Annotated in this window: 5 protein-coding genes; all 5 read left to right on the forward strand. The window is 74.2% G+C overall.

Features of this window, described 5'->3' with window-relative positions; genetic code table 11:
• Positions 1-14: 14 nt before the first annotated feature.
• Positions 15-14114 carry an SDR family NAD(P)-dependent oxidoreductase gene (locus tag ACIPSA_RS28900; RefSeq protein ID WP_402639540.1) on the forward strand — a complete coding sequence of 4700 codons (14100 nt, stop codon included), beginning with the start codon at positions 15-17 and terminating at the stop codon, positions 14112-14114.
• Between the two features lie 62 nt (positions 14115-14176).
• Entirely contained in the window at positions 14177-16684 is a 2508-nt protein-coding gene (locus tag ACIPSA_RS28905; RefSeq protein ID WP_402639542.1) for a thioester reductase domain-containing protein, read from the forward strand.
• The gene (locus ACIPSA_RS28910) at positions 16681-17817 is read left to right on the forward strand and encodes an alpha/beta hydrolase (RefSeq protein WP_402639543.1); all 1137 of its coding nucleotides are present in this window, start codon (positions 16681-16683) and stop codon (positions 17815-17817) included. The genes ACIPSA_RS28905 and ACIPSA_RS28910 overlap by 4 nt, the downstream gene beginning before the upstream one ends.
• 62 nt (positions 17818-17879) lie before the next feature.
• Positions 17880-18659: an alpha/beta fold hydrolase gene (locus tag ACIPSA_RS28915; RefSeq protein ID WP_402639545.1), complete on the forward strand. Its 780-nt coding sequence runs from the start codon at positions 17880-17882 to the stop codon at positions 18657-18659.
• Positions 18660-18938: 279 nt separating this feature from the next.
• Complete coding sequence (asnB, locus tag ACIPSA_RS28920) at positions 18939-20780, forward strand: asparagine synthase (glutamine-hydrolyzing) (protein ID WP_402639547.1); 1842 nt, start codon at positions 18939-18941, stop codon at positions 20778-20780.
• The last annotated feature ends 29 nt before the right edge of the window (positions 20781-20809 follow it).

A 20809-nucleotide genomic window follows, 5' to 3' on the forward strand; every position in this document is an offset into this window, starting at 1 on the left:
GGACACCTGCCCAGATGCCTGCGAACGAGTCCCCGAAGCAGTCCCCCGAGCCGTCCCCGACGACCTCCGAGGGCGTACGGGCCTGGCTGGCGTCGGCCGTCGCCGAGGCGGCCGGGATCGCCCCGCCGACCGTCGACCCGGACCGGCCGATCGCCGAATTCGGCATCGGATCACGCCAGTTGGTGACACTGGCCGCCGAGCTCTCCGAGTGGACCGGCCGGACCCTGGAACCGTCCCTGGTCTTCAACCACCCCACGATCACGGCCATCGCCGAAGCGGTCCTCGAACCGCCCTTCGCCGCCACGGCAGCGACGAACCGCGCGGCGGAGCGGGCCCCCGCACGTCCGGACGACGACGTGGCCATCATCTCCATGGCCTGCCGCTTCCCCGGCGGCGCCGACGACCCCGAGGCGCTGTGGCGGCTGCTGACCGCGGGTGAGGACGCCATCCGCGAGGTCCCGGCGGGCCGTTGGGACACGCGCGGGCTCCTCGACCCCGACCCGGAGGCCACCGGCAAGGCGTACACCCTCCGCGGCGGCTTCCTGGACGGCATCGACCGCTTCGACGCGCCGTTCTTCGGGATCTCCCCACGCGAGGCCGCCGCCATGGACCCGCAGCAGAGGCTGCTGCTGCAGACCGCCTGGGAGACGCTGGAGCGCGCCGGGATCGTCCCGGACACGCTGAACGGCACCTCCACGGGCGTCTACATCGGCCTGTACGACAGCGGATACCTGGCCGCGGCCTCGCTCGGCCAGCTCGACGGGCACGTCGGCACCGGGGCGGCGGCCAGCGTGGCCTCCGGGCGCATCGCCTACGCCCTCGGCCTCCAGGGGCCCGCTGTGACCGTCGACACCGCCTGCTCCTCCTCGCTGGTCGCGCTGCACCTGGCGGCGCGGGCGCTGGCGAGCGGCGAGTGCGACCTGGCTCTTGCGGGAGGCGCGACGCTCCTCGTCACGCCCCGCGGGCACGTCGAGTTCAGCAGGCTGCGCGGGCTGTCGCCGTCCGGGCGGTGCAGCCCCTTCTCGGCCGACGCCGACGGTGTGGTGTGGGCCGAGGGATGCGGGCTGGTCCTGCTCAAGCGTCTCGCGGACGCGCGCCGGGACGGCGACCGGATCCTGGCCGTCGTCAAGGGCTCGGCGATCAACCAGGACGGCCGCAGCCAGGGCCTCAGCGCCCCCAACGGCCCCGCCCAGGAACGGGTGCTGCGCGCCGCCCTGGACGCCGCCGGGCTGGAACCGCACGACCTGGACTACGTCGAGACGCACGGCACGGGGACCCGGCTCGGCGACCCGATCGAGGGCCGCGCACTGGCCAACGTGTTCGGGCCGGGCCGCCCCGCCGACCGGCCGCTCGGCATCGGCTCCCTGAAGTCCAACATCGGTCACACGCAGGCCGCGGCGGGCATCGGCGGCGTCATCAAGACGGTGCTGTCCCTCGGCCACGAGCGGATACCGGCCTCGCTGCACGCCGAGACCCTCACCGAGCACATCGACTGGACGGACAGCGGCCTGCGCGTGCGCGGCGCCGCCGAGTCGTGGCCGCGGGAACCGGGCCGGGTGCGGCGGGCCGGCGTGAGCGCGTTCGGGATCAGCGGGACGAACGCACACGTGGTGCTGGAGGAGGCGCCGGGGGAGCCGGCGCGAGCGGACACCACGGCTGACGCCGGCCTCTTCCCGCTCTCCGCCCGCAGCCTCCCCGCCCTCCGGGGGCAGGCCGACCGCCTGCGTGAACTCCTCGAAGCAAGGCCCGAGTTGTCGTCGGCCGCCGTCGCCGCCACCCTCGTCCACCATCGCACCCACTTCGACCACCGGGCCGTCGTCCAGGCGGACACCCGCGACGACCTGCTGGCCGCCCTGCGCCGACTCGCCGAGGGCGAACCCGACCCCGGTCCGACCGTGGGCCCTCACCGGACGCTCCCGGCGGGCAAGCTGGCATTCGTCCTCCCCGGCCAGGGTGCCCAGTGGACCGGTATGGCCCGTGACCTGCTCGACCGGGACCCGGTGTTCGCCGACGAACTCGACCGCTGCGACGCCGCCCTGCGCCCGTTCACCGAGTGGTCCGTGGCATCGGTGCTGCGCGGCGACGCGGGCGCCCCGTCCCTGGACCGGGTGGACGTCGTCCAGCCGGTGCTGTTCGCCGTGATGGTGTCGCTGGCCGCCGTGTGGCGGGCCCGGGGCGTAAGGCCCGACGCCGTGATCGGGCACAGCCAGGGCGAGGTCGCCGCCGCCTGTGTCGCCGGGGCGCTCAGCCTCAACGACGCGGCGGCCGTGGTCGCGCTGCGCAGCCAGGCCCTGACCGAGCTGTCCGGCACCGGCACCATGGCCGTCGTCGCCCTGCCCCACACCGAGGTCGAGGAACACCTCCCCGAGGGAGTCGCCGTCGCGGCGGTGAACAGCGGCCGCTCCACGGTCGTAGCCGGTGCCGTGGCGCCCCTGGAAGCCCTGCTCGCCGACCTCGAAGCCCGGCAGGTCTTCGTCCGCCGCCTCGACGTCGACTACGCCTCCCACAGCGACCGGGTCGAACCGGTCCGCGCGACGGTCCTCGACGAACTCGACGGAGTCGTCACCTGCCCGACGTCCGTCGCCTGGTACTCCACCGTCACCGGCGAACCCGTCACCGAGGAACTGTCGGCCGACTACTGGTACACCAACCTCCGCGAACCCGTGCGCTTCGCGCCCACCGTGCAGCGCATGGTGGCCGACGGCTACCGCCACTTCGTCGAGCTCAGCCCCCACCCCTCCCTGCTCACCGCCCTGCGCACGGCCGGCGAGGAGTCCGGCCACGAACTGCTCGCCGTCGGCTCACTGCGCCGCGACGAGGACGGCCCCGACTGCCTGGACCGCGCCGCCGCCGAACTCCACGTCCACGGACGCGGTATCGACTGGCGCCGCCTGATCGCCGACACCGCACCGGCCGACCTGCCGACGTACGCGTGGGACCCGCAGCGCCACTGGACCGAGCCCGAGACGGGGACGGGCGGGCCCGGTCTCTTCGACCGTGCCGCGCATCCGTTGCTCGGCGTCCAGCTCCAGTCGGCCGACGAGACCCGCTGGACCTTCCGCGACGAGTGGTCCCCGGCCACCGCGGACTGGCTGCCCGACCACGCCGTGTTCGGCCGGACCGTGGTCTCCGGCACGACCCTCATGGAGCTGTGCCGCGCGGCCCTCGCCGTGGCCCGCCCGGACGCCCCGGCCGACGTCACCGGCCTGCTCCTGCTCAGCCCCCTCGTGCTGCCCGCCTCCCACACGGTCGAGGTCTCCGTCGAGGTGGTCACCGCCGGTCCCGTACCGGAGGTCACCGTGCACAGCCGCCCCCGCGGCGGCGACGCCATCGGCTGGACCCTGCACGCCACCGCGTCGGCGGCCGAGCCCGCGTCCGAGGCGGCGGGGCGGCCGCCGGTGTGGCCGGACACGGCCGAAGAGGCCTGGACGCCCGGGACCTACGACCGTCTCGGCGGGCTCGGCCTCGGCTACGGCCCCGCGTTCCAGGGCGTGCGCTCGGTGGCCCCGGCCGGCGACGGCACCCTGCTCGCGCGCCTCTCGCTGCCGTCCGCCGCCCGTGACGTGGCCGACCCGTACCCGGTCCACCCGGCACTGCTGGACGCCGCCCTGCAGGCGGCCGCCGCCTTCGGGACGAACGACGGCCGGGTACTCCTCCCGGTCGCGGTGGGCCGCTGCGTCCTGCCGCCCGGCGGCGCCACCGATCTGACCGCGGCCGTACGGCGCACCGGCGGGTCCGCCACTGACCTCACGCTCGACGTGACCCTCTGGGACGCCGACGGCCTTCCGGCGGGCCGCCTGGAGGGCGTGCGGCTGCGGGCTGCCGACCCGGCCGACCTGGGTGGCGGCTCCGCGAACGGGCGGCACCTGTACGAGGTCGCGTGGACGGCCGTACCCGCGGACGAGGCCGTCGCGCCCGGCACCGTGTGGGCGGTCGTCGGCGACCGGTCCGACCCGCAGGTCGCGGCCGCGCTGCGCGGCCTCGGCGCGACGGGGGCCGAGGTGCGCGAGACGGGGGCCGACGTCGTCGTACGGTTCTGGCCGCGTCCGGCGGCGGACGCCGCGCCGCACCTCGTGGCACAGGAGTCGGCGGCCACGGCACTGGACGAGCTGCACGCACTGCTCGCACTGCCCGCGGACGAGGCGCCCGCCCGGACCGTCTGGGTGACCCGCGGCGCGGTCGCCGCCGCCGACGGCGACACGGTGGACGGCTTCGCCCGGTCGGTGCTGTGGGGCCTCGCGCGCAGCGCCCGGGCCGAGCACCCGGAGCTCGGGCTCACCCTGCTCGACCTCGACGACTCGGACCCGGCCGGCGCTCTGCGCGCCACCCTGGGCCGACCCGACGAGCCCGAACTCGCCCTCCGCGCAGGAGCGCTGCTCGCCCCCAGGCTGGTGCGCGCCCGGCCCGCGGACACGGTCCGGGTCCCGGCCGGAGACCGGTACGAGCTGATCCTCGCGGACGAGCCGGTCCTGCGTGCGGCGGAGCCCCGGCCGCTGGGCCCCGGGCAGGTCCGGATCCAGGTCCACGCCCTCGCGCTCCCGGGTCCCGACGCGACACCCACCGCGTGCGCCGGTGTGCTGACCGAAGTCGCCGCCGAGGTCCCGGGGCTCGTTCCCGGCCTGCGGGTGAGCGCCCCGGCCGGTACCGCTCCCGGTTCCGAGGCGGTGGTGGACGCGTCGCGGGTCACGGTGCTCGCGGACGAGGTGCCGTTCACCGCCGCGGCCGCCGCTGCCGACCGCCCCCGCGTCCTGCATGTCACGGCCGTTCGGGAGGCGATGCGCCGCAAGGCCGCGTCCGAGGGCCCCGTGGTCCTCGACCTGGCCGGCACCCCCGCCCTGGTCCCCACCGACGGCACCGTCCTGATCACCGGCGGCCTGGGCGCCGTCGGCCGGCACATTGCCCGCCTGCTCGCCGAACAGGGCGTCCCCCGGCTGCTCCTGACCTCCCGTCAGGGGGCCGACGACCCCCGCATGGCCCAGGTCACCGCCGAACTGGCCGCGCTCGGCGCCGAGGTCGAGGTGGCCGGGTGTGACGTCGCCGACGCGACGGCCCTGGCCGGCGTACTCGCCGGGATCGGCGAGGAGGCGCCGCTACGGGGCGTCGTGCACTGTGCGGGTGTCCTGGACGACGGGGTGGTCGCCGAGCTGACGCACGAGCGGCTAGCGCGGGTGCTGGGCCCCAAGACCGACGGCGCCGCCCATCTGCACCGGCTCACCGCGGACACCCCCCTGGACCTGTTCCTGCTGGTCTCCTCGGCCGCCGGTGTCGTCGGCAACGCCGGCCAGGGCAACTACGCGGCAGCCAACGTCTTCCTGGACCAACTGGCCCACCACCGGCGCTCCCTGGGCCTGCCCGGCACCTCCGTGTCCTTCGGCGCGTGGGCGGGCGAGGGCCTCGCCGCCGTACACGCCGACCTGGACCGGATGGCCCGCCTCGGCCACCGCGCCCTCACCCCCGACCAGGGCCGTGACCTGGTCGAGCTGTCCCTGCGGCGCGGCGCACCGCACCTGGTCGCCTGGGCCCTGGACCTGCCCCGCCTGCGCGAGCACACCGCCGATGCCGCGCTGTGGCGCTCGCTGCTGCCCGCGCCCCGCACCGCCCGGGACACCGGCGACGGCCTGGCCGACCGCCTGGCCCGGCTGCCGGAGGCGGAACGCGCCGAACGCGTCCTGGCCCTGGTCCGCGACGAGATCTCCCGCGCCCTCGGCCTGCGTTCGGCGGAGTCCGTCCGCCCCGACCAGCCGCTGCGCGACCTCGGCATGGACTCGGTGACCGCCGTCGAACTCCGCAACCGCATCTCCACCCGCGTCGGCGCCAGGCTCCCCGCCACCCTGCTGTTCGACCACCCGACCGCGGACCGCCTGGCACATCATCTGCTGACCAACGTCCTCGCCACGGACGGCGGCCGTACCGCCCGGCGGACCGCGCCGGCCCCGGCACGCGCCGGCACACCCGCCACCGACGAGCCGATCGCCGTCGTGTCCATGGCCTGCCGTCTGCCGGGCGGGGCGAACGACCCGGACGGCCTGTGGCGATTGGTCGCGGAGGGGCGTGACGCGGTGGGCCCGTTCCCGGCGGGACGCTGGGACGTGGAGTCGCTGTACGACCCCGATCCGGACGCCCTGGGCAAGACGTACGCCCGCGAGGGCGGCTTCCTGGACGACATCGAGTCCTTCGACCCGGGCTTCTTCGGCATCACCCCGAAGGAGGCCGCGGCCATGGATCCGCAGCAGCGGCTGCTCCTGGAGACGTCCTGGGAGGCGCTGGAGCGCGCCGGGATCGTGCCCGCCCGGCTTGCGGGCAGCACCACAGGCGTGTACGTCGGCATGTTCGGCAGCGACTACCTGTCCGGCTCCCGGCTCGACCAGCTGGACGGATACGTCGGCACCGGCTCGGCGCTGAGCGTGGCCTCGGGCCGGCTCGCGTACGCCCTCGGCCTGCACGGCCCGGCGATGACCGTCGACACCGCCTGCTCCTCCTCCCTGGTGGCCACCCACCTCGCGGCGCAGGCGCTGCGGACCGGCGAGTGCGATCTCGCGCTGGCCGGCGGTGTCACGCTGATGGTCACACCCCAGACCTTCGTGGAGTTCAGCCGTCTGCGCGGACTCTCCCCGACCGGCCGCTGCCGCTCCTTCTCCGACGACGCCGACGGCGCGATCTGGGCCGAGGGCGCCGGCATGCTCGTACTGAAGCGGCTGAGCGACGCCCGGCGCGACGGCGACGAGGTGCTGGCCGTGCTGCGCGGCACCGCCGTCAACCAGGACGGCCGCAGCCAGGGCCTGTCCGCGCCCAACGGACCGGCGCAGGAACAGGTGATCCGGCGCGCGCTGGAACTGTCCGGACTGGAACCGTCCGACATCGACTACGTGGAGGCCCACGGCACCGGCACGACGCTGGGCGACCCGATCGAGGCGAACGCCCTCGCCGAGGTCTTCGCCGACTCGCGCCCCGCTGACCGCCCGCTGTACCTGGGCTCCCTCAAGTCCAACATCGGGCATGTGCAGGCGGCTTCGGGTGTGGCCGGGCTGATCAAGGTGGTGCAGTCGCTGCGCCACCGGACCCTGCCGCGCACCCTGCACGCCGGCACGCCCAGCCGGCACGTCGAGTGGGACGGCAGCGGGCTGCACCTGCTCCAGGACACCGTGGACTGGCCGTCGACGGGGGAGCGGGTCAGGCGCGCCGGGATCAGCGCCTTCGGGATCAGCGGCACCAACGCCCATGTGATCGTCGAGGAGGCCCCGGCCGCAGAAGCGGTGGCCGCGCCCGAACCACCGGTGCGAAAGCGGCTGTTCGTGCTCTCCGGACGCAGCGAGACCGCACTGCGCGGACAGGCCGCGCGGCTGGCCCAGTACGTCACCGCCGACACCCCGCTGCCCGACGTCGCCCACTCCCTGGCCCGCCACCGCAGCCACTTCGAGTGGCGCACCGGGGTAGTCGCGGGCGACCGGGACGAACTGCTCTCCAGCCTCAAGACGTTGGCGAACGGGCGCAGGCCCCTGACTCCGCCGCGCGAGGAGCAGACCGGCAAGGTGGCCTTCGTGTTCGCCGGGCACGGCGGCCAGTGGACCGGGATGGGCGTCGAGCTGATGTCCCACTCGGAGGCGTTCCACGACGAGCTGGCCCGTATCGACGAAGCCGTCCAGCGGCAAGTCGGCTGGTCCGTGCTGAATGTGCTGCGCGCCCCCGAGGAGTTCTCCCCGCTCGACCGCACGGAGTACCTCCAGCCGGTGCTGTTCGCGGTCAACGCGGCCCTGGCCGCCGCCTGGCGGGAGCTCGGCGTCACGCCGGACGCGGTCCTCGGGCACAGCCTGGGCGAGATCGCCGCCGCCTACGCCGCGGGCGCCCTGACGCTGGACGAGGCGGTGACCGTGGTGACCGGACGTGCTCGGGCGGTCGTACCCGTGGTCGGGCACGGCGCGATGCTGGCGGTGGAACTCCCGTGCTCCGACGTCGAGAAGCTGCTCGAACCGTACGCGGAGCGGCTGTTCGTCGCGGCCGTCAACAGCGCCCATGCCACGGCCGTCTCCGGCGACTTCGACGCGCTGGCCGAGCTGCGGCAGGGCCTGGACGAGCGGGAGATCCCCGCCCGCGTCCTGTCGACGCCGTTCGCCTCGCACACCCCGCTGATGGAACCGCTCCGCGACGAGCTGCTCGGCCACTTCGCGGACATCCGCGGCACGCGCACGCCGACGCCGTTCTACTCGTCGGTGCTGGCAGAACCCGTGCCCGGGGACCGGCTGGACGCGGAGTACTGGTTCGCCAACCTCAGGCAGCCCGTGCGCTTCGCGGACACCGTCCGCCGGATGCTGGACGACGGCTACCGCTACTTCGTGGAGCTCAGCCCGCACCCGTCGCTCACCTCGTCGGTCGAGGCGGTGGCGGCCGAGGCCGGGATCGACGCGGTGGGCGTCGGCTCGCTGCGCCGGCAGCGGGACGGACAGGACGTACTGCTCGGCAGGCTGGGCGAGTTGTACGCGGCCGGGCACACACCCGACTGGCAGGCTCTGTGCCCGCGGGGCCGCCGCCTCGACCTGCCCACGTACGCCTTCGCCCGCGAACGGCACTGGCTCGCCCCCGTCCAGGCGGGCGGTGCGACCGGCGGTTCCCCGCTCCTCGGTACCCATGTCGAGGCCAGCGACGAGCCGGATAAGGACATCTTCCAGAGCGAGATCGACCTGCGCGACAGCCGGTTCACCTATCTGACCGACCATCAGGTGACCGGTGAGGTGTGGCTGCCCGGCGCGGCCTTCCTCGACATGGCGATCGAGGCCGCGGCCGCGGTGACGGAGGGCGGCGAAGTACGCCTGGCCGACGTCGCGTTCGTCCAGCCGCTGCGCCTGGCCGAGGAACGCCCCGTACGTCTGCAACTCGTGCTGCGGCCCGCCGAGGACGGGTTCCGGGACTTCACCATCGCCTCCGCCGCCACGGGCGAGCGATGGGAGCGGCACGTCACCGGCCGGGTCGCCGTCGCCCCCGGGCCGGAGACCTATGACGGTGAGAGCGTGGCCGCGCTGCGCGAGCGGTGCGCCGAGCGGGTCGACATGCCGTCCGTGTACGCGGGACTCGCCGCCCTCGGCATCGACTACGGCCCCCTCTTCCGAGGCCTGGAGGAGGGCCACCGCACCGATGCCGCCGCGCTCGGCCGGCTCGCCGCCAGGCCCGCGGCCGGCCATCTGCTGCACCCCGCCGTCCTCGACGCCGCCTTCCACTCGGCCGCGCTGCCCGCGAACGCCCCCGAGGGACGCGCGTTCGTGCCCGCGGGGGTCGGACGGCTCCGGTTCACCGGACTGCGCACCGCACCGGCCTGGGCGACCTGCGCCCTGCGCGGCGTCGAGGGGGACACCGCGACCCTCGACCTGAGGCTGTGGGACGAGGACGAGCAACTCGTCCTGGAAGCAGAGGGCTTCAGGCTCGCCGCGCTCTCACCGCTGGACGGCGCGCTCTTCGAGACCCGCTGGCAGCCGCGCCCCGAGGCACAGGAGCCGCCCACCGGGGGCGGCTGGCTGATCCTCGCCGACGAGACCGGAGTGGCCGGCGAACTCGCCGACCGGCTGGGCGGCCTGGCACCGCACGTGATCGCCCGCAGGGGAGAGACGTTCTCCGTCGAAGGACCCGGACGGTACGTCCTCGACCCGGCCGACCCGGCCCAGCTGGCCCGCCTGCTGGATGAGGCCTACGGGGACGGGCTGCCCGAGCGGGTGGTCCAGCTCTCCGCGCTCGACGCCCCGGCGATCGGTGACGCCCGTACCGCCGAGGAGGCGGCGCGGCTGTGCTGCCTGAGCACCCTGCACCTGGTGCGGACCCTCGCCGACCGGCCGGGGGGCCGCACGCCACGCCTGTTCGTGGTCGTACGCGGCAGCCAGGCTGCCGGCGACAGCACCCGGGTGACGCACCCCCAGCAGGCGCTGGCCTGGGGCTTCGCACTCGCCGTGGCGCAGGAGTACCCCGAACTGGCGACCACGCTCGTCGACCTGCCGCCGACGGGCGGCGCCGGGGAACTGTTCACGCAGCTGTGGCACGCCGACGACGAACGGCTCGTCGCGCTGCGCGAGTCCGGCCGCCTGGTCCCTCGGCTCGCCCGCACCCGCCCCGACGACGCCGCCGACTCGGGGATCGACGGAGTGCACCTGATCACCGGTGGTCTGGGCGGCCTCGGCCGGGTCGTCGCCGAGCGGCTGGTCCGCCGCGGTGCCCGAGCGCTCGCCCTGATGAGCCGCGGCACGCCCGACGCGGACACCGCCGCCTGGATCCGGGGCCTGGAGGAGCGCGGTGTCACCGTGCACCTCGCCCGCGCCGACGTCGCCGACCGCGCCGGACTCACGGCCGCCCTGGACGCCGTACGACGCGTTGCCGGACCCATCACCACGGTCGTGCATGCGGCCGGTGTGCTCGACGACGCCACCGTGGCGAACCTGACGGACGAGCGCGTGCTGCGCGTCCTCGCCCCCAAGGTCCTCGGCACCGCCCTGCTCACCGAGCTGATCCCGGAGGCCCGGAACCGGGTGCTGTTCGCCTCGGCGGCCGGCCTGCTCGGCTCGGCCGGACAGAGCCCCTACTCGGCGGCCAACGCCTTCCTCGACGCCTGGGCACACCACCTCTCCCGCACCGACCGGCGGGCGCTCAGCCTGGACTGGGGCGCCTGGGCCGGCGTCGGCATGGTCGCCGGGTCCGGCACCCGGGCCGCCGAGACCAGCCGTTCCGGACTGGTCGCCTTCTCCCCGCAGGACGGCGGCGAGCTGTTCGAACGGGTGCTGAACACCGCCCGCCGCCAGCTCGCGCCCATCGTCCTCGACTGGGAACTGCTGGGCCTGGACCCGGACGCGGTGCGCAGCCGCCCGATCCTGGCCGGCCTGGTCACCGTCCCGACCGGCGGCGCCGGCACCGACGACCTCGTCGACAAGGTGTTCGCCGCGACCACGGAGCAGGACCGCGCCGAGTGGCTGGAGGCGTACGTACGCGCCAGGGTCGGCGAGGTGTCCGGAGGCGCCGTGGACGTGTTCGCGACCACGGCCCTGAAGGAACTGGGCCTGGACTCACTGATGCTGGTCCGGCTGCGCAACGCCTTCGCCCGCGAACTGGGCGTAGAACTCCCCGCCGCCGACATGTTCTCCGCCGCCGACATCCGCGGCCTCGCCCGCGCCCTGGGCGCGGCCCTGCCCGAGCGGCGGACCGCGTCGCGGGAAGAGCAGGCGGACCGGACGGACCGGACGGCGGAGGTGCCCGAGACCGAGCTGCGGCCCGCCACCCGGGACGTCGTCCGTCTGCTGCGCAGCGCCCGGCCGGACATGCCCGACGCGGCGCACGGCGTCGGCCTCGCCGTACGCCTCACCGAGCCGACCACCCGCGAGACCCTCACGGGCATCCTGGACCGGCTCGCCGCACGCCACGCGGCCCTGCGCACCGCGATCGTCACTGGGCCCGACGGCGTACGACAGCTGCGCGTGGACCGGGAACTGACGGAGCCGGTGCTGCGCTGGACCACCGACCAGGACCCGGATCCGGCCGACCGGCTGCGCCGCCTGCTGGAGCCGCCGTTCGAGCCGGCGAACCCGTCACTGTGGCGGTTCGAGCTGCTCGACGGCGGCGCGCAGGGTCAGATCCTGGTCTTCGGCGCGCACCACGCGGTCAGCGACCTGCAGTCCCTGCTGCTCGTGGCCGGGGAGATCGACGCCGAACTGTCCGGCACCCTGCTCGGCGACACCGTCACCAACCGGGACCTCGACCTGCTCATCAAGGCGCAGGAAGGCGGCGAGGGGGCCGGCGCCGAGTGGCGCGAGGCCTTCCACGGCAGTGAGCGGCTGGACCTGACGCTCACCCATGACCGGCCCGAGGCCCGTTCGTACCGGGCCGGCAGCGTGACCGTCACCCTCCCCGACGGGCTCATGGAGCGGGTCTCGGCGGCCGCGAGCCGCCTCGCCGTCACCCCCGCCGCCTTCTGCCTCGGCACGCTGACCGTGCTGCTGGCCAGGAAGCGGGAGCGCGAGCGGTTCGTGCTCGCGGTGCCCGTGGACACCCGCATCCACGCCGACGCCTTCGGCGCGGTGGGCTTCTACGGCGTGCCCGTGCCGTTCCCGGCGCAGGCCGCCGCGGGCGAGACGGTCGAGGAGGTGCTGCGCCGGACCGACGGGCGGCTGGAGAAGGTCCTGGCCAAGGGCGCCATGTTCACGGACGTCCTGGCCACGCTGGCCAAGCAGGGGCTGCACCGGGCGAACGCCCCGCTCGTCGAGGTGTACTTCAACTTCGTCCGCTTCTCCGGCGGCCTGAACCGGCTGGAGGTACTGCCCGCCGGGATCGGCTACACCGACCTCGACCTGATGATCACCATGACCCCGGACGCGGGCACGGTCCGGCTCGACCACAACCTCGACATCCTGGACGCCGAGACCGCCACCGATCTGGGCGAGGAGTTCCTGCGGCTGCTCGGGGCGACGGCCGAGGACGCGACGGCGGTCGTCCGGGAGGCCGGTCGAACCGCGGCGGCGGCAGCGCCCGTCGAGGTCGCGGCGGCGGCAGCGCCCGTCGAGGTACGGCCGTCCTCCCTCGCCCTCGCCGCCACCTTCGCTCTGGGCAACCTCCCGCTGATGTGCGGGGCGGCGCTGAACCAGGACGCGGCGGACGGCGTGAGCGTCACGGAGGCGCCGTACCACCAGGTCCTCGCGAGCCTCCAGGACCCGTCCGGCGTCTTCGCCGACCCGGCGACGGCGGTGGGCGCGGTGCTGCTGCGGGCCTCGGACCTGGAACGGTTCGGCCCGGTGGACGACGCGCTCCTCGCGGAACTGCGCACCGCCTACCCGGCCGCGCTGAGGGCCCTGTCCGAACGGACCCGCAAGCCGATCGTCGTCGGCTTCCTGCCGGCCGCCCGCGAGGAGGACCGGCTCACCCGGTGGGAGCGCGAGATCGCCGCCGAACTGGCCGGCCTGCCCGGCATCGCGGTCCTCGGCCCCGACGACTGGACCCGCCACCGCCCGGTCGACGACCGCTTCGACGAGCGGACCGAACGGCTGGCCCACCTGCCCTTCACCCCGCAGTTCCAGGCGGCCGTGGCCCTGCGCCTCGCCGAGGTCGTGCGGGCCGTGCGGCGCCCCGCGCCCAAGGTGATCGTCGTGGACGGCGACGAGACCCTGTGGGGCGGCGTGGCCGGGGAGAGCGGCCCGGAGGCGGTGGATCTCACCGGACCGCGTGCCCGGCTCGCGCGCAGGCTGCTGCAGTGGCGGGCGGCGGGCGCCCTGCTGGCACTGGTCAGCAACAACGACGAGGCCACGGTCCGGGCCGTCCTGGACCGCCCCGACAGCCTGCTCAAGGCCGAGCACTTCAGCGTGCTCTCCGCCGCCTGGGGCCCGAAGCCGACGCGTCTCGCGGAGGCGGCGCGCACCCTCAACCTCGGCGTGGACAGCTTCCTGTTCCTCGACGACAACCCGGCCGAGATCGCGAAGATGCGGTCCGCGCTGCCGCAGGTGCTGTCGGTGACCTGCCCGCCGGCGGACGGACTCGACGACTTCCTGGGCCGGTTGTGGCCGCTGGTCCCGGTGGCGGCGACGGCCGAGGACACGCTGCGGGCGCGGTTCTACGATCAGGAGCGGGAGCGGGACGCGGTGCGCGAACAGGGCGGGTTCGAGGAGTTCCTCGCCCAGCTGGAGCTGGCGGTCGACATCCGGGCCCTGGGCGAGGACGACGTCCCGCGGGCCGATCAACTCGTGCGCCGCACCAACCAGTTCACCCTGCGCGCCCGCTCGTCCGACGGCGCTGATCTCGCCCGGTGGCGGGAGCGCGGCGAGGTGTGGACGGCGGCGGCCCGGGACCGGTTCGGGGACTACGGCCAGATCGCCCTGCTCGCCGTCCGTGCCGACGGCGGCCGACTCGACGTACTCGCCTGGATGATGAGCTGCCGCGCGCTCGGCCGGGGTGTCGAGGAACGGCTGTTGCGGTGGCTGGCCGACCGTGCCGACGCCCTGGGCTGCGCCGAGGTCCTGCTGTCGGCGGAGCGTACCCCGCGCAACGTACCCGCCCGGCGGCTGCTGGCCGCGCTCGGCGGTGGCGACCAGGACGACGAGCGGCTGGACGTCGTGGTCACACCGGACCGTCTGCGGGCGTTCCGGTCGTGGGAGCAGCAGTGACGGACCCATGGAGCGAGGGACATCAGTGAGCGACAGGACAGTGCACGACGCGAAGGGTTCTCATGCGTGATCTGAACGACGACGGCGGCCGGCAGGCGACCGCCGAGTCCATCGAGCGGGGCGGCGGCGGGCTCAGCGTGACCGACCTGCTGGCCGGGCTGCAGACGGCGGCGGGCGCGGCGACGCCGACCGCTCCGGTCCAGGACGTGGAAGGTCTGGCGGCCACCATCGCCGCCGCGGCGGGCCGCTATCTGCCCTCCGGCCGGCTGGCTCCGGACGCCGACTTCTTCGACGCGGGCGGTACGTCCGTCCACGCGGTGGAACTCGTCGCGGAGCTGGAGGGTGAGCTGGGCATCGAGGTCGACCTGGACGACGTCTTCGCCGACGCCCGGCCGGTCAGCCTGGCCCGGCGCTGGCTGCCGGTCATCGGAGGCCGGGCCGTGTCGCCGGCCCCGGCGCCGGCCGCAGCGGGCGTCTTCGGCGCATCGCCGACCACGGCTGCCACCGCACCGGCCCCGGGAGCGGCCGCACCGGCTACGGCTGCCACCGCACCGGCCCTGGGACCGGCCGTACCGACCACGGCTGCCGCCGCACCGGCCCCGGGAGCGGCCGCACCGGCCCCGGGAGCGGCCCCTGGTCCGACCCTTCCCCTCGCCCCGGCGACCCTCCCGGTGCCTGCCCCCCGTACCCCACCGGCCGTACCGGGCACCCCCCGGTCCACCGCCTCCACCCACTCCCGGGCCCGCCAGGAGGACCTCGACCAGATCCTCGCCGACCTCGCCCTCGCCGACCGGCTCCCCTTCACCGACGTGCCCGAGCCGCTGCCGCCGCGCCGGATCCTGCTCACCGGAGCGACCGGCTTCCTCGGCAGCCACATGCTGCTCGACCTGCTGCGGCACAGCGACGCCCAGGTGTACTGCCTGGTCCGCGCGGCCGATCAGGAGGCGGCCACCGCCCGGCTCGGGGAGCAGCTGCGCAGCTACCGGCTGCCCTGGTCGTCGGAGGTGCGGCGCCGGGTGACCGTGCTGCCCGGCGACATCCGCCGTCCGCGCCTCGGGCTGTCCGATGAGCTGTGGCACACCCTCGCCCACGAACTCGACAGCGTCGTCGGCGTGGCGGCGGCCGTGGACTTCCTGCGCGGCTACCAGTCGCTGCGCGGCAGCAACGTCCTCGGCACGCTCACCCTGGCCGAGCTCGCGGCGACCGGCCGCCCCAAGCCGCTGCACCACATCTCCTCCATCGCGGTGTTCAACGAGGTCGGCATCACGTCGATGGGCGAGGACGACCCCCTCGCGCACATCGACCGGCTCATCTCCGGCTACGACCAGTCCAAGTGGGCCGCCGAGGTCGCGCTGCGCCGGGCCCGCGACCACGGCCTGGTGGTCACCGCGCTGCGGCCCGGCGGCATCGGCGGCCACACGAAGACCGGTGCCTACAACCCGCTCGACCTCAGCAGCGGCCTGATCTCGGCCTTCGGCCGCTTCCGCACCGTGCCGGCGTTCCGTTACCTCAACGCCGCCCCGGTCGACTGGGTGAGCCGGGTCGCGGTCGCCGCGATCTGCGAGCCCGACGCCTGGGGCTTCGACTACAACCTGACCGGCGCCCCCAACACCCTCGACGACGTCGTGGCGGACATGGCGCTCGGCGGCATGCATGTGCGCGTCCAGGACTGGGACGAGTGGCGCACCGACGCCTTGGCCCGGCTCGAAGCCGAACCGATACCCGAACTGGCCTTCCTGAGCCGGGTGTTGCAGAGCTCCACCGCCCTCAAGCTGGTCGAGGCCACGCTGCAGGGCCCCGCGGCCGGCGGTGAGCGCACCGACGCACTCGTCGAGGCCCTCGGCCTGCCGCCCGCGGCCCGCTACGACGCCCGCGCGCAGCAGCGGACGTTCGAGAAGCTCGCCGACGACGGCCTGGCCCGGCTGCCCCGGAAGGACGATCAGCCCTACCTGTGGTTCGCCGAGACGACCGAGGGCACCGTCGGCCCGGTCGGCGCGAATGCCGAGACGCCCTGCTCGATGGCGCTCACCCTGTCCATCGCGAGCATGTACCAGCTGGTGAACGAGCGCCGGGTCGACGTCACCGGCGAGGTGACGTGCGCCGCGATCCACCCCGAGCCGCTGACCGTCGAGCACGGCGACGTCTGGATCCGCCCCGAGGAGGGTATCCCGCAGCAGCACGGCCTCAGGCACCAACTCCTGCGTTACCGGCTGTGGTTGAGCGACGCCGACGGCGGCCGGTGGTGGCTGGAGGGCCGCAAGTACGCCCGCGCCCGCCGGGACCTGTGGCGGCAGACCCGCGCCCTGACCGTCGAGATCGGCCGCGAGGGCGAGGCGGCGAGCCTGCTCGGCGAGGTCGTCGTACCCGCCGGCTCCTACGTCCGCGACCAGATCGACGGCATCAGGGTCGACCCGCGCCTGACCAGCCAGGAGAAGCGGGCCGCCAAGCTGACCTGGCTCGCCTGGTTCGGCCTGGAGATGGGCCGCGGACTGCTCGGCCCGTTCGCCCGGGCCGCCGCGGACCTCCTCGACCTGCGCCGTACCCCGACCCTCACGGAGCCCAACCGATGATGTTCAAGGCCACGACCCCCCGCACCCGGCCGGCGCTCCGCAAGGTCCGGACCACCGCGGCCCTCCGCCCGCTGCGCCACCGCCTCGACCCCGCCCGCGTCGAGGAGATCCCGTTCCGCGCCGGCGACGGCGTCCGCCTCGGCCTCACCCGCGTCGACACCGGTGACACCGGCAGGCCCGCCGTACTGCTCCTGCACGGGCACACGGCGTCCGCGGACATGTTCCTGCTGCCCGAGACCCGCAACCTGGTCGACGTCCTGCTCGACGACGGATACGAGCCCTGGCTGCTCGACTGGCGGGGCAGCCGCCGACTGCCGTACAACGAGACCGGCGGCAGGTACACCTACGACGACGTGGCCCTGTACGACATCCCCGAGGCCGTCTCGCACATCCGCGAACGCATCGGCGACCGGCCGCTGTTCGTGGTGGCCCACTGCATCGGCTCCCTCACCCTGTCGCTGAGCATGACGGCGGGCCTGGTGCCGGGGCTCGCGGGAGTCGTCTCCCAGGGCGTGTTCCTGACCCCGAAGCTCGCGGGCCGCACCTCCCTGCGCATGTCGGTGGCGGGGGAACTGCTCAAGACCCGGATCGACCACATACCCGTCGACTTCCGCAAGGTGGGCCTGTGGTCCAGGTACACGCCCCTGTTCGCCCTGGCCTCCCGCAGGGCGACCTGCCCCGACCCCACCTGCCAGATCCTGCACAACTCGGCCTGGGGCACGGGCGCCTCGCTGTTCGTGCACGAGAACCTCGCCGAGGCCACCCACGACCGGCTCGCCGAGCTCCTCGGCCCCGCACCGCTGTGGATCCTGCCGCACCTGCGTCGCATCGAACTGGCCCGCAGCGTCGTCCGCTGGCACGACACCGACCACCGCTACCGGTCGCTGCCGCCCAACGCGCTCGACGCGGCCGGCCGCATCGACACCCCGGTGCTGCTCCTCGCGGGCAGCGAGAACGGGCTCTGGCTGGACTCGCAGCGGCTCTGCCACGAGGTGCTGAGCCACCGGCAGCCGCAGCTGGACGTGTCGTACACCGAGATCCCCGGATACGGCCATCTCGACACGTTCCTCGGCCGGGGCGCCGCCCTCGACGTGTTCGGGCACATCCTCGAATTCCTCGGCGAACGACGGTGACGGGGGAGGGGGCGGCCGGTTACCGTACCGGGCAGTAACCGGACCGCACCCAGGAGGGCCCCATGCCGCAGCTCGAAGTCGACGGCGCCGCGTTGACGTACGACGACGAGGGCCCCCGCGACGGCGACGGGGTGCCCCTGGTGTTCGTCCACGGCTGGACCGCCAACCGGCACCGCTGGGACCACCAGGTGGCGCACTTCGCCGAGAAGCGGCGGGTGATCCGGCTGGACCTGCGCGGGCACGGCGAGAGCAGCGGGGCGGGGGTACGCACGATCGAGGAGCTGGCGAAGGACGTCCTCGCCCTCCTCGACCACCTGAAGGTCGAGCGCTTCGTGCTGATCGGGCACTCCATGGGCGGGATGATCTCCCAGACCATCGCCCTCTCCCACCCCGAGCGCGTCGAGCGGATGGTCCTGGTCAACTCGATCAGCCGGATGACCTACAGCCGGGGCCGGGGCCTGCTCATGGGTGCGTCGACCCTCGTGCCGTTCAAGCTGTTCGTCGCTGCCAACATCCAGCGGGCCTTCGCCCCGGGCTATCCGCGCGAGGAGATCCGGGAGTACATCCGCGCCTCGGCGGACACCCCGCGCGAGGTCGTCATGACGCTGTACGGCGCCATGCGGGCCTTCGACGTCCTCGACCGGGTCGGCGAGATCCACACGCCCACCCTGGTGATCCACGGCTACCACGACATCCAGCTGCCGCTGCAGCAGATGCTCCGGATGGCCAAGGCCTACCCGGACGCAGAGGTCCGGATCATCGACGCGGGCCATGAACTGCCGGTGGAGAAGCCGGCCGAGCTGACCTCGACGCTGGACCGGTTCCTGACCGCCCGCGCCTGACCCGGGCCGGCCCTTTGGGGAAGTCTTTACCCGCGGCCGGTTCCGGGCGGGCCCGGCCCGGCACGGCGGCGATCCGTCCTCCTCGCGCGGGCAAAATGCGGCCGAAAGGGTCAGAGTCCTAGGCCGTTCAGGTTACGGCCGCGTTGACCGGCCCTCGGTGTCTGGCACACGCTCGTCATATAGGTGCTGGGTGCAACTGGTTCGGCGGGCATCCGTTCCCACCCGTGAATCCACAGGTGAGCGAGGCGCTGCCGCCGGGCCGGAGGCTGGAGGTAGGGCATGTGCGGCATCACCGGCTGGGTCTCCTTCGACCGCGACCTGCGCAACGAGGCCGCCGCATTGGACGCGATGACCGAGACCATGGCCTGCCGTGGGCCCGACGACCGCGGCACCTGGGCCGAGGGGCCCGCAGGCCTGGGCCACCGCAGACTCGCGATCATCGACCTGCCCGGCGGCCGGCAGCCCATGACCGCGAAGACGCCGGACGGAACCGTCGCGCTGGTCTACTCGGGAGAGACCTACAACTTCACCGAACTCCGCCGCGAACTCACCGACCGCGGTCACCATTTCACCACCGACTCCGACACCGAGGCCGTCCTGCGCGGATACCTCGAATGGGGCGACACCGTCGCCGAGCGCCTCAACGGCATGTATGCCTTCGCCGTCTGGGACGGCCGCCACGGCAAGCTCGTGATGATCCGCGACCGCATGGGCATCAAGCCCTTCTACTGCTTCCCCACCCCCGACGGCGTCCTGTTCGGCTCCGAACCCAAGGCGATCCTCGCCAACCCGCTGGCTCCGGCCCGGGTCGGCCTCGACGGACTGCGTGAGCTGTTCACCATGGTGAAGACCCCCGGGCACGCGGTCTGGGAGGGTATGCGCGAGGTCGAACCCGGCACCGTGGCCACCGTCGACCGCACGGGAATGCGCGTCCGCTCCTACTGGCGCCTCGACACCAGGCCGCACCCCGACGACCGCGACACCACCGTCGCCACCGTCCGCACGCTCCTCGACGACATCGTCCGCCGCCAGCTGGTGGCCGACGTCCCGCGCTGCACCCTGCTCTCCGGCGGCCTCGACTCCTCCGCCCTCACCGCGATCGCCGCCGGGCAGCTCGCCGAGCACGGCGAGAAGGTCCGCAGCTTCGCCGTCGACTTCGTCGGCCAGACCGACCACTTCGTCGCCGACGAACTGCGCGGCACCCCGGACACCCCCTTCGTGCACGACGTGGCACGCCTCGCCCGTACCGACCACCAGGACATCGTCCTCGACGCGCGGACCCTGGCCGACCCCGGAGCACGGGCGAAGGTGATCCGGGCCCGGGACCTGCCCGTGGGCTTCGGTGACATGGACACCTCGCTCCTGCTGCTCTTCCGGGCCATCCGCGACCAGTCCACGGTCGCCCTGTCCGGAGAGTCCGCCGACGAGGTCTTCGGCGGCTACCTGCAGTTCTTCGACGAGGAGGCACGGAACGCCGACACCTTCCCCTGGCTGGCGATCGCCGGCCGGAACTTCGGGGACGACAGCGACGTCCTGCGGCCCGACCTCGCCAAGACCCTGGACCTGGACTCGTACATCGCCGACGGCTACCGAACCGCCGTCTCCGGCATCCGCCGCCTCGACGGGGAGAGCGACTTCGAGTACCGGATGAGGCGGATCTGCCACCTCCACCTGACCCGCTTCGTCCGCCTCCTGCTGGACCGCAAGGACCGGATGAGCATGGCCGTCGGCCTGGAGGTCCGCGTGCCGTACTGCGACCACCGGCTCGTCGAGTACGTCTACAACACGCCCTGGTCCCTGAAGTCCTTCGACGGCCGGGAGAAGAGCCTGCTCCGGGAGGCGACGGCTGATGTCATCCCGCGGTCCGTGTACGACCGGGTCAAGAGCCCCTACCCGTCCACCCAGGACCCCCGCTACGGCCTCGCCCTCCAGGAGCAGGCCAAGGACCTCCTCGCCCGCACCACCCACCCGGTCTTCGGCCTCGTGGACCGTGAGAAGGTCCACCGGGCCGCCCACCGCGACGCCCTCGCGAGCACCCAGGCGGCACGGCACGGCCTGGAGCGCACCCTCGACCTGGCCATGTGGCTGGACCTCTACTCACCCGAGCTGACCCTCGGCTGACCACCGGGCCGGGGCATGGAGCCCCCTCC

Source organism: Streptomyces sp. NPDC086549 (genome assembly GCF_044746205.1).
In the GTDB taxonomy this organism is placed as follows: Bacteria; Actinomycetota; Actinomycetes; order Streptomycetales; family Streptomycetaceae; genus Streptomyces.